This is a genomic window from Pseudomonas sp. CM27 (genome assembly GCF_013179515.1).
Lineage (GTDB): Bacteria > Pseudomonadota > Gammaproteobacteria > Pseudomonadales > Pseudomonadaceae > Aquipseudomonas.
Genome location: NZ_JABMCN010000029.1, coordinates 15,322 through 31,559 on the forward strand (window position 1 = coordinate 15,322; position 16,238 = coordinate 31,559).

Genomic DNA, 16,238 nt, shown 5'->3' on the forward strand with positions numbered 1-16,238 from the left:
CCGGCACTGGCTGCACATCAGGTACGGAACCTGCGCACCAGCGTATCCAGCTCATTGGACAACCCGGCCAGGCTCTCCGAGTCCACCCGTGCCGCCTGGGCCAGTTCGGCCACCAGCTGCGCATCACCGTGAATCTGGCTGATATGCCGATTGATGTCCTCGGCCACCTGGTGCTGCTCCTCGGCCGCCGTGGCGATCTGCGTATTCATGTCGCGAATCACATCCACCGACTCGCGGATCTGCCCAAAGCTGTCGCGGGCCAGGCCGATACGGCTGACCGACTGCTGCGATACCTCCAGGCTGGCATGCATCTGCTCGGCCACTTCGGCAGTGCGGCTGGCCAGGTTGCCCAGCAGGCCGTCGATTTCGGCAGTCGAGTCGGCGGTGCGCTTGGCCAGCGCCCGTACCTCGTCGGCCACTACAGCAAAGCCACGGCCCTGCTCACCGGCACGTGCCGCCTCGATGGCGGCATTGAGGGCCAGCAGGTTGGTCTGCTCGGCAATCGAGCGAATGGTGCCAAGGATCGACTGAATGGCGTTGCTGTCGCGCTCCAGCTGCTGGATCGACTGCGCCGACTGCTCGATTTCCTGGCTCAGGCGGTCGACGCTATGTACGGCGGCATCGATCTGCTGCTGGCCTTCCCGCGCCTGTTGCTGGCCGCTGTCGGCCGACTGTGCCGCCTGGCTGCAGGACCGCGCCACTTCGTTGGCGGTAGCGACCATTTCGTGGAAAGCGGTGGAAACCATGTCCACGGCTTCGCGCTGGCGGCCGGCCGCTTCGGCCATGTCGCTGGAGACGCGGGTCGAGCGTGTGGAGGTGCTGAGAATCTTGCCGGCGGCAGCACCAATGTGCTGGATCAGGCTGCGAATGGCGCCGAGGAACTGGTTGAACCAGCTGGCCAGTTGCGCGGTTTCGTCACGGCCACGGATCTCCAGGTTGCGGGTCAGGTCACCCTCGCCTTGGGCAATGTCCTCCAGGCCGTTGGTGACGCTGTTGATCGGGCGCACGATGAGCTTGGCGAAGGCCGCGCCGACCACGGCGAACAGCGCCGCCAGCACCACGGCGATGACGCCGATCAGCCAGGTCAGCCGGGTAGTGGTCTGCATCACTTCGCTTTGCTGGATCAGGCCGATGAAGGTCCAGCCCAGTTGCTCGTCGGGATACACGTTGGCCATGTAGCGCACGCCGTTGAGCTCGACTTCGACCAGGCCTTTGCCGGCCTTGGCAAGCTCGGCGTAACCGTCGCCAAAGCTGGCCAGCTGCTTGAAGTTGTGGGCGGCGTCACGCGGGTCGACCATCACGTTGCCATTGCTTTCAACCAGCATCAGGTAGCCGCTGTCACCCAGTTTGATCTGCTTGACGATTTCGGTCAGGCCTTTGAGCGACACGTCGATGTTGACCACGCCGCCGGGGTTGCCCAGCTGGTTGGCCACGGCGCGTACGGTGCTGACCAGCACGGCGTCGTCGGCAGCCCAGTAGTAGGCGCCGGTGCGTACGGTCTTGCCCGGGTTGGCCATGGCCAGCTGGTACCACGGACGGGGGCGCGGGTCGTAGTTGACGAACTTCTGCCCGGCCGGCCAGCCGACGTAGCCGCCGTCACTGACCCCGTAGGAAACATAGGCATAGTTGGGGTGTGAGTCTGCCAGGCGGGTGAAGAACTCCAGCAGCTGCTTGTCCTGCTCGCCCAGCTCGTAGGACGGGTTGGCACTGGTGAACTTGTTCAGGTTGCTGCCGGTGGCGGCGACCATGGGCTGCGCAGCGAGGTACTCGACGTTCTGGTTGATGCCCTGGAAGAAGATGTTCATCGCGTTGCTGACCTGGCGGATTTCCCGGCTGCTGCCGTCGAGGAATCCATCGCGGGCTTCGCCACGCAGGTTGAGGACCACAAGGGTGGCCACGAGGACGATGGGCAAGCCGGCGATGACCGCGAATGCCCAGGTCAGTTTCTGTTTGATGCTCATCGACGCTCCCGGGATTTTTGTTTTCGACACATGAGGCAGGTAGCAACTGCATCGGCCACATCCGGGTTTTATGAAGCCAGAACGCCTGTATTTATTGGATAAAGTCGTGGTTGGTGACTATTCGGTCGTGTTTGGACGCTTATGGCATACCAAACGGCTGTGACGGTTCAGTGACAGCAGGTTCCCGCAGCGCCATTGGCCAGGTCCTTGAGGATCGGGCAGTCCGGGCGGTCGTCCCCCTGACAGTGCGAAACCAGTTCGCCAAGGGTATCGCGAAGACTCACCAGTTCCTCGATGCGGCGGTTCAGCTCACCGATGTGCTGCATGGCCAGCGCCTTCACATCGGCGCTGGCGCGTTGGCGGTCCTGCCACAGGGTCAGCAGCTTGCCGACCTCTTCCAGGGAAAACCCCAGGTCGCGCGAGCGCTTGATGAAGGCCAGGCTATGCAGGTCTTGCGCCTGGTACAGGCGGTAGCCGCTGTCACTGCGCGCGGCGGGCTTGAGCAGGCCGATGGCTTCGTAATAACGGATCATCTTGGTGCTGAGCCCGCTGCGGCGGGCGGCCTGGCCGATGTTCATGGGGCGTCCTCCTGGTGGGTGGTGCCGGGTTTCCAGGCCTTCAGCCACAGCGCGTTGCTGACCACGCTGACGCTGGACAGGGCCATGGCGGCGCCGGCCAGCACCGGGTTGAGATAACCCAGCGCAGCCAGCGGAATGCCGATCAGGTTATAGATGAACGCCCAGAACAGGTTCTGGCGGATCTTTGCGTAGGTCTTGCGGCTGATTTCCAGGGCGGCGGGCACCAGGCGCGGGTCGCCACGCATCAGTGTGATGCCGGCTGCCTGCATTGCCACGTCGGTGCCGCCACCCATGGCGATGCCGATGTCGGCGGCGGCCAGGGCCGGGGCATCATTGATGCCGTCGCCGACCATGGCAACCACGCCATCCTGCTTCAGCGCAGCCACCGTCGCGGCCTTGTCGGCCGGCAGCACCTCAGCATACACATCGTCGATGCCCAGGGCGTCGGCCACCACTTTGGCGCTGCCGCGGTTGTCCCCGGTCAGCAGGTGGCTGCTGATGTGTTGTGCGTGCAAGGTGTCGATGGCCTGCGCGGCGCCGGGCTTGAGGCTGTCACCAAAGGCGAACAGGCCCAGCACGCGGGGTTGCGTGCCGCGTTCGACCAGCCATGACAGGGTGCGCCCCTCGGCTTCCCAGGCCTGGGCCTTGGCGGCCAGGTCGCCGGGCAGCAGCCCGCTTTCATCGAGCAGGCGGCGGTTACCCAACGCCAGCTCGCGGCCTTCGACACGCCCGGCTATGCCGCGCCCGGTCAGCGACTGGCTGTCGGCGACAGTCGGCACGTCGAGCCCTTGTTCGGCACAGGCGTCCAGCACCGCTTTGGCCAGCGGGTGTTCGCTGCCGCGCTGCAGGGCGCCGGCCAGGCGGTGCAGGTCGGCGCCGCTGCCATCTTGCGCCTGGCTGTGGACCACCCGGGGGCTGCCGGAGGTGAGGGTGCCGGTCTTGTCGAAGACCACACGGTTGACCGCATGGGCACGCTCCAGGGCTTCGGCGTCCTTGATCAGGATGCCATGGCGGGCGGCAACGCCGGTGCCGGCCATGATCGCCGCGGGCGTGGCCAGGCCGAGTGCACAGGGGCAGGCGATGACCAGCACGGCGACGGCGTTGATCAGCGCGGTTGCCAGCGGTGCGCCCGCCAGCCACCAGCCGACCAGGGTGATCAGCGCCAGCACCAGCACGGCCGGGACGAACACCTGGCTGACCCGGTCGACCAGCTTCTGGATCGGGGCTTTGGCGGCCTGGGCGTCTTCTACCAGGCGAATGATGCGGGCCAGTACGGTCTCGGTACCAAGCGCCTGGGTGCGTACCAACAGCCGGCCTTCGCCATTGATGGCGCCGCCGGTGACATTATCGCCAGGTTGCTTGGGCACTGGCAGGCTCTCGCCGCTGATCAGGGCTTCGTCGGCATGGCTACTGCCGTCTTCGACCACACCATCGACCGGAAAGCGCTCGCCGGGCTTGACCAGCACCAGGTCGCCGAGGCGCAGCTGGGTGATGGCTACGTCTTCTTCCTGGCCATCGACTACGCGCAGTGCGCGCTCCGGGCGCAATGCTTCAAGGGCACGGATGGCACTGGCGGTCTGGCGCTTGGCGCGGCTTTCCAGGTACTTGCCGAGCAACACCAGGGCAATCACCACGGCCGAGGCTTCGAAGTACAGGTGCGGTGTCATGCCGGCAGGGGCTTGTGCCCACTGGTACAGGCTCAGGCCGTAGCCGGCGCTGGTGCCCAGGGCTACCAGCAGGTCCATGTTACCGGCACCTGCGCGTACTGCCTTCCAGGCGGCCACGTAGAAGCGCGCCCCCAGAATGAACTGCACCGGCGTGGCCAGCAGGAACTGCGCCCACGCTGGCAACATCCAGTGCAGGCCGAACGGCTGCACCAGCATTGGCAATACCAGTGGCATGGCCAGCAGCAAAGCCGCGCCGACTGCCAGGCGCTCATTGCGCAGGCGGCGTTGGGCAGCCTGTTGATCGTCCTTGGCCGCTTGCGGCAGGCTGGCGCTGTAGCCGGCCTTGTGCACAGTTTCGATCAGCAGGTTGTCGTCGACGGCCGCGAGCACTTCGAGGTGTGCGCGTTCGCTGGCCAGGTTGACGCTGACCTGCTCGACCCCTGGCAACTTGGCGAGCGCGCGCTCGACACGGGCCACGCAACTGGCGCAGGTCATGCCGCCAATCTGCAGTTCGACGGTGCGGACAGGCACGCCGTAGCCGGCTTCGCGCACAGCGTCGACCAGGGCCGCCAAGCTGTTGGCCGGGGCCTGGACACGGGCCTTTTCGGTGGTGAGGTTGACGCTGACCTGTTCAGCGCCGGTGACCTTGCGCAGGGCGCGCTCGACCCGGCCAGCACAGCTGGCGCAGGTCATGCCGGAGATCGGCAGGTCGTATGTGGTGGATGCGGGCATGGCTCTCCTCCTTGGACAGGGCTTCAGCATCAGCATCAACCTTGCCACGCAGGTAAGGTCAATAGCCCAGGCTGGCTCGCTTCAACTCCAGGCCATAGTGCCCCATTGCGATGCGGTATTTGTTGATCTGGCCCGCCTGCAGGTTCAAGCGCGTGCTGCGCTGGTCCTCGATACCCGCTTTGCATCCCGGCATCTGCCCTGGCAGCAGGCGCAGGCGCACATCCACTGGGCCCGGTGGCAGGTTGAACGAGGTGGACTGCTCCTGGAACACCCGGCCGGAGAGCTGGTCGTTGAGGTACACGCCGATTTCACAACTGCTGGCCACTTCCAGGCGCTCGCGGGAAATGATCAGCACGCTGTAGTCCGAGTTGCCTTCGGCGCTAGCCGGTGGCACCGCAGCCAGCGCGCTCAACAGCCCGACAACGCCCAATGCTGCCCTGAACATGAAAAATCTCCTGATTGCATGACATCCAAAGGCGCAGCTTGGCCGACGCGGGCGCGGATTTCCACCCCAGGTGTCGCATGGCAGGCCTTGACCTTGCCCCGATGGCAAGCTTGAGACTGCCGGAAACCATCAAGGAGGTAACCCCATGCAAGTGTTCAATGTACAAGGCATGACCTGTGGCCATTGCGTGAAGGCCGTGACCCGAGCGGTGCAGGCGCAGGATGGTGCGGCCGAGGTCGAGGTCGACCTGGCGGCCAGGCAGGTGCGGGTACAGAGTGAGTTGGCACAGGAGCAAATTCTTGTGGCCATTCGTGATGAGGGCTATCAGGCCGAAGTGGCCTGAACCATTGCCTGAGGGAGCGGGGCGCAGCCGCCCTCGGGTTTGTTGCAAATGTTTTCAGACTGATGGGGTCCACAGCAGGTAGAATCAGCCACTTGCTTAGCCTGCTATGGATTCCTGATGAACCTGCGAATGGTGCTCATCCTGGGCGCACTCAGTGCGTTCGGGCCCTTGGCGATCGACTTCTACCTGCCTGCCTTCCCGGCCATGGCGCAGGCGTTCGCCACCGACGAAAAACACGTTCAGGCCACCTTGGCCGCCTATTTCCTCGGCTTGTCCATCGGGCAGTTGGCCTACGGCCCGGTGGCGGACCGTTTTGGTCGGCGCAAGCCGCTGATGTTCGGCGTGACCTTGTTCACCCTGGCTTCACTGGCGTGCGCCTACGCCCCCAACCTCGACACCCTGGTGCTGGCGCGGTTCGTCCAGGCGCTGGGCGGTTGCGCCGGCATGGTGCTGTCGCGGGCCATCGTCAGCGACAAGTGCGACCCTGTGGCTTCGGCCAAGGTCTTTTCGCAACTGATGCTGGTCATGGGCCTGGCGCCGATCCTGGCGCCGATGCTGGGTGGGGTTCTTGTGAACCTGGCCGGCTGGCAGTCGATCTTCCTGGCCTTGAGCCTGTTCAGTGCCGGCTGCCTGCTGGCGGTCAGCCTGGGTCTGCCAGAAAGCCTGCCTGCGGACATGCCGCGTCAGCCACTGTCGGGTGCCTTGAGCCAGTACCTGCGTCTGCTCGCCGACCGGGTTTTCCTCGGGCATGCCTTGACCGGCGGTATCGCCATTGCCGGTATGTTCGCCTATATCGCCGGCTCGCCTTTCGTGTTCATCAAGCTTTACGACGTGCCAGCCGAGCACTACGGCTGGCTGTTCGGCACCAATGCCGCCGGTTTTATCCTGGTGGCGCAGGTGAACGCGCGCATGCTGGCCAAACGTGGGCCGGCGTTCCTGCTGGCGCGCGCAGTGTGGATGTACCTGGCTGCGGGACTGGCGCTGCTGGGCGTGGCAGCACTGCAACCGGCACAGCTATGGCCACTGCTGGTGCCGCTGTTCCTCTGCATCGCCAGCCTGGGCTGCATCATCCCCAATGCTTCAGCCTGCGCCATGAGCGGGCAGGGCGCGCGGGCTGGCAGCGCCTCGGCACTGATGGGCTGCCTGCAGTTCAGCGTGGCCGCGGGTGCGGCGGCGCTGGTCGGGCTGCTGCATGATGGCAGTGCGGTGCCGATGGCGCTGGTGATCAGCTTGTGCGGGGCACTGGCGGTCAGTGTCGCGCTGCTGACCCGGCGTTTGCAGGCCAGGCGTCCCGCATGAGCGGGTGAGGGGCCTGCAAGCGGGTTTCCAGCGTGGCCACGAAAGCACGCGCTTCGGCCTCGCTACGGAAACTCACCACGTGTTGATCGAGCTGCACCTGCCAAGGGCAGGCGGGGTTGCGGCTCGAGGTGCTGACGACAATTTTCATCGTGGCATACCTCCTGAAGGGGGGAGCGGATCAAGTGTAGCGCTGTGCCCCCTGCCTGCCATGACCTTCATCAGTGTCCTGACTGACGGTCGCCGGAAGCCTTTTTTGCGCCGCGTTTGCTGCTTGCCCCTCTCTGCCTGCGAGTAGCTGGAACCTTTCGCTTTATATTGCGCTATTTGCGGAAGTTGCTTGTCGGCCGCTTCCGAAGTTGCGTTCGGTGTTTTCTCCTCAGCACGTCCCTGTCCCTCTGCGCTGGCCCGCAGGGCTGCCTGTTCACGCGGTTTTGGCAAGGTCCTGCAATGCGCTGTCCGGAATGCAATGGGTAGGCATACCCAGTGGCTTTTCGGCGAGTCTGTTCCCGAACCGGTCTGCCGGAATGCTGTTTGCTGCGGCTTATACTGGCGAACCAGGCCAGTGCCAGCGAGAGGTGCTTCCCTGCCAGGGGTTGGCCATCGCATCCACTCAGTGAACTTGCAGGGAGTTACAGGGACATGAACGCAGCCAGCAGTATCAGCCAGATCGCCAGCCTGATGGCCGACCCCAAGCGCAGTGCCATGTTGTGGGCACTGATCGATGGCACGCCACGGCTGGCCAATGAGCTTGCAGTAATGACCGGCCTGACTTCGTCGTCGGCCTGCGCTCATCTATCGTTGCTGTCGTCGGCGGGTCTGCTCAGGCATGAAGCAAGGGGCCGCAAGCGCTACTTCCGCCTGGCAACCCCGCAGGTCGGGGCGGCAGTAGAGGCCCTGGCCAGCGTGCAGCTTGAAAGCGCCAGGGGGGAACGGCCCAAAGCGCCGGTATCACCGTTGCCCATGTCGATGCGCCGGGCACGCCGTTGTGGTGATCACCTGGGCGGAGAGCTGGCGGGTGAGTTGTACCATCGCCTGGTGGTGGCCGGTTGGCTGGAAGGCAGCGGTCGTCAGTTGATGGTAAGTGACGAGGGGCGGGCGCAGCTTGCTCAGGTGGGGGTGTACATCGACGCCTTGGCGCCGCATCAGCAACGTGGTTGCGTGATTTGCCGCTGCACCGAGTGGAACGACCAGGGGCCGCATCTGGGCGGGGTGCTGGGCCAGGCTCTGTTCAGGTTGTTCCTGCAGTCTGGCTGGATGCGTGAGGCCGAGGACACGCGGGCATTGCATATCACGGCGGTGGGTATCCAGCAGATCAACTGCATAGCCCGCGTGACGACGCTGCAGCTCGGTTGACCGCAACGTCGCCGTTTCGAATCAGACCAGTCTGGCGTCCAGGCTGTTCTGGGCCAGGCGGCGCGCCTGGTCTTCGGTCATGCCCAGGTGGGTGTGCAGGGCGTGGAAGTTTTCCGTGACGTAGCCGCCGAAATAGGCCGGGTCGTCCGAGTTGACCGTCACCTTCACGCCGCGTTCGAGCATGTCGAGGATGTTGTGCTGGCTCATGTGGTCGAACACGCAGAGCTTGGTGTTGGACAGCGGGCAGACCGTGAGCGGGATCTGCTCGTCGATGATGCGCTGCATCAGGCGCTCGTCCTCGATAGCGCGCACGCCGTGGTCGATACGCTTGATCTTCAGCAGGTCCAGGGCCTCCCAGATGTACTCGGGCGGGCCTTCTTCGCCAGCATGCGCAACGGCGACGAAGCCCTCGCTGCGGGCGCGGTCGAATACGCGCTGGAACTTGCTTGGCGGGTGGCCCATTTCCGAGCTGTCCAGGCCAACGGCGATGAACGCATCGCGGAACGGCAGGGCCTGGTCGAGGGTCTTGTGCGCTTCATCTTCGCTGAGGTGGCGCAGGAAGCTGAGGATCAGGCCACTGCTGATGCCCAGTTGCTGGCGGCCATCCTTTAGCGCCTGGTTGATGCCGTTGAGCACCACCTCGAAGGGGATGCCGCGGTCGGTGTGGGTTTGCGGGTCGAAGAACGGCTCGGTGTGGATCACGTTCTGGGCCTTGCAGCGTTGCAGGTAGGCCCAGGTCAGGTCGTAGAAGTCCTGCTCGGTGCGCAGCACGTCGGCGCCCTGGTAATACAGGTCGAGGAATTCCTGGAGGTTGTTGAAGGCATAAGCGCCCCGCAAGGTCTCCACATCGTCCCAGGGCAGGGCGATCTTGTTGCGCTCGGCCAGGGCGAACAGCAGCTCGGGCTCCAGGGAGCCTTCCAGGTGCAAGTGCAGTTCGGCCTTGGGCAGGGCGTTCAACCAGTCATACATAGTGGGTCATCTCGATCAGGTACTGTTGCCGCCATTCTACAGGGGCTGGCCGGGCAATGCGCCCGACCAGGCTGCGACCGGATGAATCACCAGGCATTACCAGATCAAGGGTTCGCCTTTGTAGTTGATGAAGCGCAACCCGCCGTTACCACTTTGCGCCTTGATCTGTTCGAGCATGCCGCGGGTACTGGTCGGTACGTCGATCTCGGCGTTTTCGCCGCCCATGGCGGTCTTTACCCAACCCGGGTGCATGGCCAGGACGCACAGGTCGGGCCGCTGCTGTTCGACGACGAAGCTGTTGATCATCGAGTTCAGTGCCGCCTTGCTGGCCTTGTACAGGCAGATTTCGCCGCCGTCGGGGATGGTCACGCTACCCAGGATCGAGCTCATGAAGGCCAGCACCCCGCTGTCTTTGCGTACCTGGCCGACAAAGCGGCGGGCCACGCGGATCGGCGCCACGGCGTTGGTCATGAACAGGTCGCTGATGTCGCTGTTCTGAACGCGCTCGAGGTCTTGCGGCAGGGGGCCCATGACGCCAGCGTTGACGAACACCAGGTCGAACACCTGGCCTTTCAGGCGTTGCTGCAGGGCATCAAGCTGGGCTGTATCGTTCATTTCCAGCTGTTCGATATGCACGTCGGGCACATCCTTCAGGGCACCGGGCTGCAGCGGGTTGCGTACGGTGGCGGTGATGTTCCAGCCGTCTTCTTGCAGGCGTTGCACCAGGCCCAGGCCCAGCCCGCGGGAGGCACCGATGATCAGTGCGTTTTTTTCGTCAGCCATGTGAGCGCTCCTTGGTGGTTTTGCAGAAGGGGGGTAGTGAGGATAGTGCAGGGCGGAGCCTGTCTCAGGGATAAATGGTTAAAAAATGTTCAGCCCCGGCAAGCCTTGTATTGCCGGGTGGTTGGCCTGTTGGCGCACGGGTTATCCACAGGCTGGTCCACAGTTATTGTGTGCAAGACAGAAAACGCCTGCGTCGCTACAAGCGCGATTGAATTGGGGATAACTTGAAACTATTCAGCAGTTTGCGGCTGTCATCAAAAAGTGATCAAAATATGATCAAAGCCTTGCAGGCCTTGTGGGCGTAAGCGTGCAGCAGAGTGCCCCAAGCTTATCCACAGGCAGGCCCACAGCTGCTGTGGGCAATATTCAGCGCGCTTCGAGCAAGATGCGCCCGCGGCTGAGGTCAGCCAGTTGCTGTTGCAGCGGCGCAAGGTGGGCTTCGCCTACGGCGATGAGCATGTCCACGCCATTGGCCGTGAACTGCTCATCCAGTACCAGGCCGTCAACCTCTGCCAGGCGCAACTTCACCAGTGCCAGCTCGCTGAAACTGCAGCTGCAGGCAAACTCGCTGCGTTGCACCAGCAGCCGCTTGGGCGCCTGCTGCAGGCATTTGTTGGCGCCGCCGCCATAGGCCCTGGCCAGGCCGCCGGTGCCCAGCTGGATACCGCCGTACCAGCGAATCACCAGCACCACTACCTGATCGCAGTCCTGTGCTTCGATGGCCGCCAGGATCGGCCGACCTGCGGTGCCGCCGGGCTCACCATCATCGCTGCTGCGGTACTGCGCGCCGAGTTTCCAGGCCCAGCAATTGTGAGTTGCTGCCAGGTCGCTGTGACGTTCGATGAAACTCATCGCCTCGGCGGCGCTGCTGATCGGCCCGGCGAGGGTGATGAAGCGGCTTTTACGGATTTCCTCGCGGTATTCGCAGAGGTCGAGCAGGGTAGAGGGCATAAATGATGGTCAGGCAGCCGGCTTGATGCCGCAGCCCTTCAGGATAATGTGGATAAGATTGTTGCTCGCGTCTTCCATGTCCTGCTTGGTCAGGCGGCTGCGGCCGGTAACCTGGCAGATCTGGGTGGCGAAGTCGGCATAATGCTGGGTGCTGCCCCACAGCAGGAAGATAAGATGCACCGGGTCGACCGGGTCCATCTTGCCCGCTTCCATCCAGGCCTGGAACACCGCAGCCCGGCCGCGGAACCATTCGCGGTAGTCGGCACTGAAATATTCGGTCAGGCAGGTGCCGCCGCTGATCACTTCCATGGCGAAAATCCGCGAGGCTTGCGGGTTGCGCCGCGAAAACTCCATCTTGGTGCGGATGTACTGGCTCAGGGCTTCACCCGGGTCGTCCTCCACGCTCAGGGCGTTGAAGGTGCTGTCCCACAATTCGATGATGTTGCTGAGCACCGCGATATAAAGGCCCAGCTTGTTGGTGAAGTAGTAGTGCAGGTTGGCCTTGGGCAACCCCGCCTTGAGGGCGATGGTGTTCATGCTGGTGCCCTTGAAGCCATGGCGGGCAAATTCGTCTTCGGCGGCCTGGATGATCGCCTGTTCGTTCTTCTGGCGGATGCGGCCGGCGGGCTTGCCCGAGGCGGAGAGGCGATGCGCAGGGACTTCTAGGGTCATGGACGATTCCGTACGGGTCAGTGGCTGCGGCAGTCGGACAAGATTACCTGCCTGTGACGAACTGACAAGCATTTGCGGCAGGTACTGGCATCAGCGTGTCGCAGCCAGGCTTTCGAGGAAGCTTTCCAGCACCAGGTTCGGCCGCCGGCCCTTGCGGGTGACCCAGCTGAGGCTCAGGTCATAGAAGCGTTGCTGGGGTTTCAGGGCACGCAAGCGCCCTTGCTGCACCCAGAACGAGGCGTAGTGGTCTGGCAGGTAGCCGATGTAGCGCCCGGTGAGGATGAGAAACGCCATACCCTCGCGGTCCGACGCGCTGGCCGTGCAGTTCAGCGCCTGATAATGCGCCTGGATGTCGGCCGGCAGGCGAAAGGTGGGCGTGATGGCTTCCTGGCTGTTGAGGCGCTCGTCGTCGATCTGCTGGTCTTCGGCATAGAACAGCGGGTGGCCGACGGCGCAGTACAGCAGCGAGCGTTCGCTATACAACGGTTGGTACTCAAGCCCCGACAGCGGGCTGGTCTGGGGTACGACCCCGACATGCAGGCTGCCGTCGAGCACGCCGTGTTCGACCTGGCTCGGGGCAATCATGCGGATCTGGATGCGCACATCGGGGCCCCGGTCCTTCAGCTCGGCCAGGGCATGGGTGATGCGCATGTGCGGCAGGGTAACCAGGTTGTCGGTCAGGCCAATGTTCAACTCACCACGCAAATGCTGATGCAGGCCGTTGACCTCGGTGCGGAAGCTTTCCAGGGCACTGAGCAGTTGCAGGGCCGAATGGTAGACCTCGCGGCCCTCCTCGGTCAGCGAGAAGCCGGCCCGGCCGCGTTGACACAGGCGCAGGCCGAGGCGTTGCTCAAGGTCATTCATCTGCTGGCTGATGGCCGAACGGCCGATGCCCAGTACGTTCTCGGCTGCCGAGAAACCGCCGCACTCCACTACGCTGCGGTAGATCTTCAGCAGGCGGATGTCGAAATCGCTGACTTGGGCGAGTGGATCGGGGCGTCGGCTCATTAGTTTAGTCACGACCTGTCTGAAGATTAGAAATGTAGGCTTTTCCCGACTTTATCGCCGTGCCAATTTAGCTGCAACAACATACATCGTTGCCTAATCGTCTTTCGAGGAACCGCCGATGAACATGCCCGAAACCGCAACCGTCGGTATCGCCAGCCAGCTCAAGCTGGATGCGCACTGGATGCCCTACACCGCCAACCGCAACTTCCACCGTGATCCACGCCTGATCGTGGCGGCCGAAGGCAATTACCTGGTCGATGACCAGGGGCGCAGGATTTTCGATGCCTTGTCTGGCTTGTGGACCTGCGGCGCCGGGCATACCCGCAAGGAAATCACCGAAGCGGTTACTCGCCAGCTGAGCACGCTGGACTACTCCCCAGCGTTCCAGTTCGGCCATCCGCTGTCGTTCCAGCTGGCGGAAAAGATTGCCGACCTGGTGCCGGGCGATCTGAACCACGTCTTCTATACCAACTCCGGTTCCGAGTGCGCCGACACTGCGCTGAAGATGGTGCGCGCCTACTGGCGCCTCAAAGGCCAGGCGAGCAAGACCAAGATTATCGGCCGTGCCCGTGGCTACCATGGCGTGAACATTGCCGGTACCAGCCTGGGTGGCGTCAACGGTAACCGCAAGATGTTTGGCCAGTTGCTCGATGTCGACCACCTGCCTCACACCGTACTGCCGGTGAACGCCTTCTCCAAGGGCATGCCGGAAGAGGGCGGTATTGCCCTGGCGGACGAAATGCTCAAGCTGATCGAGCTGCACGATGCCTCCAACATCGCGGCGGTGATCGTTGAGCCGCTGGCCGGCTCGGCCGGTGTACTGCCGCCGCCGAAGGGTTACCTGAAGCGCCTGCGTGAAATATGCACCCAGCACAACATCCTGCTGATCTTCGACGAAGTGATCACCGGCTTCGGCCGCATGGGTGCGATGACCGGCGCCGAAGCCTTCGGCGTGACCCCGGACCTGATGTGCATTGCCAAGCAGGTAACCAACGGTGCCATCCCCATGGGCGCGGTGATTGCCAGCAGCGAGATCTACCAGACCTTCATGAACCAGCCGACGCCGGAATACGCCGTAGAATTCCCGCATGGATACACCTATTCGGCACACCCGGTAGCCTGCGCCGCCGGCATCGCTGCGCTGGACCTGCTGCAGAAGGAAAACCTGGTGCAGTCCGCCGCCGAGCTGGCGCCGCACTTCGAGAAGCTGCTGCACGGCGTGAAGGGCACCAAGAACGTTGTTGATATCCGTAACTACGGCTTGGCCGGCGCCATTCAGATCGCCGCCCGTGACGGTGATGCCATTGTCCGCCCGTACGAAGTGGCGATGAAATTGTGGAAGGCAGGCTTCTATGTGCGCTTCGGTGGCGACACCCTGCAGTTCGGCCCGACGTTCAACACCACGCCGCAGCAACTGGATCGCCTGTTCGACGCCGTTGGCGAAAACCTGAACCTGATCGACTGATCTATCCGATTTTGATGCCAGGCGCGCGCACGTATTCCGCGCCTGCATCTACCTTCTTTATCTGGAGTTTTGCATGAGCATTGTTCAGCACCTGATCCATGGCGAGCTGGTTACCAAGGGTGAGCGCACCGCCGATGTCTTCAACCCGTCCACTGGCCAGGCCGTTCGCAAGGTCGAGCTGGCCAGCCGCGCGACCGTGCAGGAAGCGATCGACTCGGCCAAGGCCGCCTTCCCGGCCTGGCGCAATACCCCGCCGGCCAAGCGCGCCCAGGTGATGTTCCGCTTCAAGCAACTGTTGGAGCAGAACGAAGCACGTATCTCGCAGATGATCAGCGAAGAGCACGGCAAGACTTTGGAAGACGCCGCAGGTGAACTGAAGCGTGGCATCGAGAACGTAGAGTTTGCCTGTGCCGCGCCTGAAGTACTGAAAGGCGAGTACAGCCGCAACGTCGGCCCGAACATCGACGCCTGGTCCGACTTCCAGCCGCTGGGCGTGGTTGCCGGCATCACCCCGTTCAACTTCCCGGCCATGGTGCCGCTGTGGATGTACCCACTGGCCATCGCTTGCGGTAACGCTTTTATCCTCAAGCCTTCAGAGCGTGATCCGAGCTCGACGCTGTTCATTGCCCAGCTGCTGCTGGAAGCCGGTTTGCCGAAGGGCATTCTCAACGTGGTGCACGGCGACAAGGAAGCCGTGGATGCGCTGATCGAAGCGCCAGAGGTGAAAGCGCTGAGTTTCGTCGGATCGACCCCGATTGCCGAATACATCTATGCCGAAGGCACCAAGCGCGGCAAGCGCGTGCAGGCGCTGGGTGGTGCCAAGAACCATGCGGTGCTGATGCCGGATGCCGACCTGGACAACGCCGTCAGCGCACTGATGGGCGCAGCCTATGGTTCGTGCGGCGAGCGTTGCATGGCCATTTCGGTGGCGGTGTGTGTGGGCGACCAGGTGGCCGATGCCCTGATTGCCAAGCTGGAGCCGCAGATCAAGGCACTGAAGATTGGTGCCGGTACCTCGTGCGGTCTGGACATGGGCCCGCTGGTCACCGCTGCTGCCCGTGACAAGGTCGTCGGTTACATCGATGACGGTGTTGCTGCTGGCGCGAAGCTGGTGGTGGACGGCCGTGGCTTCCGTGTGACCGGTAATGAAGATGGCTATTTTGTTGGTGGCACCCTGTTCGACAAGGTGACCCCGGAGATGCGCATCTATAAAGAAGAGATCTTCGGCCCGGTGCTGTGCGTGGTGCGGGTGAACAGCCTGGAGCAGGCCATGCAGTTGATCAATGATCACGAGTATGGCAACGGCACATGCATCTTCACCCGTGACGGTGAGGCCGCGCGTCTGTTCTGTGACGAGATTGAAGTGGGCATGGTGGGTGTCAACGTACCGCTTCCGGTGCCGGTGGCTTATCACAGCTTTGGTGGGTGGAAGCGTTCGTTGTTTGGTGACCTGCATGCTTATGGGCCGGATGGGGTGCGGTTCTATACCCGTCGCAAGGCTATTACCCAGCGTTGGCCGCAGCGGGCTAGTCATGAGGCGTCGCAGTTTGCGTTTCCTAGCCTTTAAGGCGGGTAACTGAAGCGGGGAGGCCGATAGGCCTCCCCGCTTTGTTTTGGGGTTTTGGATATTGGGTCTGGTATTGCTGTGCTGTGCTGATGGTCGTCAGGGCAGCGCTCGATCTCACAGGCGCCGAAAGGGTTGTGGCAGGCACTTGTCGGCCTTGATACGGTCTTTGCCCCTATATTTCACTTTCTTGAAATTAAAGGTTGACGCCCTTTCGAATCCCCTTATAATGCGCCCCACTTCCAGCGACAACGGAACGACAAACTCCTTGATATTCAACGAGTTAGGTAGTTCAGGAGATGCTGTAAGGGCTTCGATCGAAAGATCGGCAGCGGTGATAAAGGCAGTTGACAGCGGATTTAAACGCTGTATTATTCGCCTCCCGCTACGAGAGATCGCAGCGAGCCAAGTGTTTGAAGCTAAACGAGTTTCTCGGAAAAAACTTCAA

The 16,238-nt window shown here is 62.9% G+C and carries 16 protein-coding genes and 1 pseudogene; 6 read left to right on the forward strand and 11 right to left on the reverse strand.

Translation table 11 applies throughout. From position 1 onward, the window contains the following. Positions 1-17 precede the first annotated feature (17 nt). From HP547_RS29915 to HP547_RS05855, 5 genes and pseudogenes are all read right to left on the reverse strand, one after another. The gene (locus HP547_RS29915; RefSeq protein ID WP_372242445.1) at positions 18-785 is read right to left on the reverse strand and encodes a methyl-accepting chemotaxis protein; all 768 of its coding nucleotides are present in this window, start codon (positions 783-785) and stop codon (positions 18-20) included. 90 nt (positions 786-875) lie between these two features. Next, positions 876-1,961 (reverse strand): annotated as a pseudogene (locus HP547_RS29920) (sensor histidine kinase); the annotation flags it as partial. Positions 1,962-2,128: 167 nt separating this feature from the next. After that, complete coding sequence (cueR, locus tag HP547_RS05845) at positions 2,129-2,539, reverse strand: Cu(I)-responsive transcriptional regulator (protein ID WP_172227944.1); 411 nt, start codon at positions 2,537-2,539, stop codon at positions 2,129-2,131. Beyond that, positions 2,536-4,938, reverse strand: coding sequence for a heavy metal translocating P-type ATPase (locus HP547_RS05850; protein ID WP_172285721.1), 2,403 nt, complete (start codon positions 4,936-4,938; stop codon positions 2,536-2,538). The genes cueR and HP547_RS05850 overlap by 4 nt, the downstream gene beginning before the upstream one ends. A 58-nt stretch (positions 4,939-4,996) precedes the next feature. Next, positions 4,997-5,383 (reverse strand): hypothetical protein, encoded by a 387-nt coding sequence (locus HP547_RS05855; RefSeq protein WP_172227948.1) that lies wholly within the window; start codon positions 5,381-5,383, stop codon positions 4,997-4,999. Positions 5,384-5,528: 145 nt separating this feature from the next. Here HP547_RS05855 and HP547_RS05860 point away from each other — a divergent pair, with 145 nt between their 5' ends. Together HP547_RS05860 and HP547_RS05865 are read left to right on the forward strand one after the other, a co-directional pair. Then, a complete protein-coding gene (locus HP547_RS05860; RefSeq protein ID WP_172227950.1) occupies positions 5,529-5,726 on the forward strand; it encodes a heavy-metal-associated domain-containing protein in 198 nt (65 codons plus the stop codon). A 117-nt stretch (positions 5,727-5,843) separates the two neighbouring features. Continuing rightward, positions 5,844-7,025 (forward strand): multidrug effflux MFS transporter, encoded by a 1,182-nt coding sequence (locus HP547_RS05865; RefSeq protein WP_172227952.1) that lies wholly within the window; start codon positions 5,844-5,846, stop codon positions 7,023-7,025. On the opposite strand, the gene HP547_RS29530 is transcribed toward HP547_RS05865, so the two are convergent. Continuing rightward, complete coding sequence (locus tag HP547_RS29530; protein ID WP_256676265.1) at positions 6,976-7,173, reverse strand: hypothetical protein; 198 nt, start codon at positions 7,171-7,173, stop codon at positions 6,976-6,978. The genes HP547_RS05865 and HP547_RS29530 overlap by 50 nt on opposite strands. 491 nt (positions 7,174-7,664) lie before the next feature. Here HP547_RS29530 and HP547_RS05870 point away from each other — a divergent pair, with 491 nt between their 5' ends. Then, on the forward strand, positions 7,665-8,378 hold the full coding sequence (locus HP547_RS05870) for a helix-turn-helix transcriptional regulator (RefSeq protein WP_172285722.1): 714 nt from the start codon (positions 7,665-7,667) through the stop codon (positions 8,376-8,378). A 21-nt stretch (positions 8,379-8,399) separates the two neighbouring features. On the opposite strand, the gene HP547_RS05875 is transcribed toward HP547_RS05870, so the two are convergent. The 5 genes from HP547_RS05875 to HP547_RS05895 all read right to left on the reverse strand — a co-directional run bounded on the left by HP547_RS05875 (position 8,400) and on the right by HP547_RS05895 (position 12,761). Then, entirely contained in the window at positions 8,400-9,347 is a 948-nt protein-coding gene (locus tag HP547_RS05875) for an adenosine deaminase (protein WP_172230651.1), read from the reverse strand. Between the two features lie 96 nt (positions 9,348-9,443). Continuing rightward, positions 9,444-10,130: an SDR family oxidoreductase gene (locus HP547_RS05880; RefSeq protein ID WP_172230654.1), complete on the reverse strand. Its 687-nt coding sequence runs from the start codon at positions 10,128-10,130 to the stop codon at positions 9,444-9,446. Between the two features lie 366 nt (positions 10,131-10,496). Continuing rightward, positions 10,497-11,081: a YigZ family protein gene (locus tag HP547_RS05885; RefSeq protein WP_172230657.1), complete on the reverse strand. Its 585-nt coding sequence runs from the start codon at positions 11,079-11,081 to the stop codon at positions 10,497-10,499. Between the two features lie 9 nt (positions 11,082-11,090). Next, a complete protein-coding gene (locus tag HP547_RS05890) occupies positions 11,091-11,753 on the reverse strand; it encodes a TetR/AcrR family transcriptional regulator (RefSeq protein WP_172230660.1) in 663 nt (220 codons plus the stop codon). A 90-nt stretch (positions 11,754-11,843) separates the two neighbouring features. Continuing rightward, positions 11,844-12,761 (reverse strand): LysR family transcriptional regulator, encoded by a 918-nt coding sequence (locus HP547_RS05895; RefSeq protein ID WP_172230663.1) that lies wholly within the window; start codon positions 12,759-12,761, stop codon positions 11,844-11,846. A 118-nt stretch (positions 12,762-12,879) separates the two neighbouring features. On the opposite strand from HP547_RS05895, the gene HP547_RS05900 reads away from it, so the two are divergent. The 3 genes from HP547_RS05900 to HP547_RS29335 form a co-directional block, all read left to right on the forward strand. After that, on the forward strand, positions 12,880-14,226 hold the full coding sequence (locus HP547_RS05900; protein WP_172285723.1) for an aspartate aminotransferase family protein: 1,347 nt from the start codon (positions 12,880-12,882) through the stop codon (positions 14,224-14,226). Positions 14,227-14,299: 73 nt separating this feature from the next. Continuing rightward, positions 14,300-15,793 (forward strand): CoA-acylating methylmalonate-semialdehyde dehydrogenase, encoded by a 1,494-nt coding sequence (locus HP547_RS05905; RefSeq protein ID WP_172232977.1) that lies wholly within the window; start codon positions 14,300-14,302, stop codon positions 15,791-15,793. 265 nt (positions 15,794-16,058) lie between these two features. Then, the coding region (locus HP547_RS29335; protein WP_218583465.1) for a hypothetical protein at positions 16,059-16,238 on the forward strand (180 nt) is incomplete at its 3' end.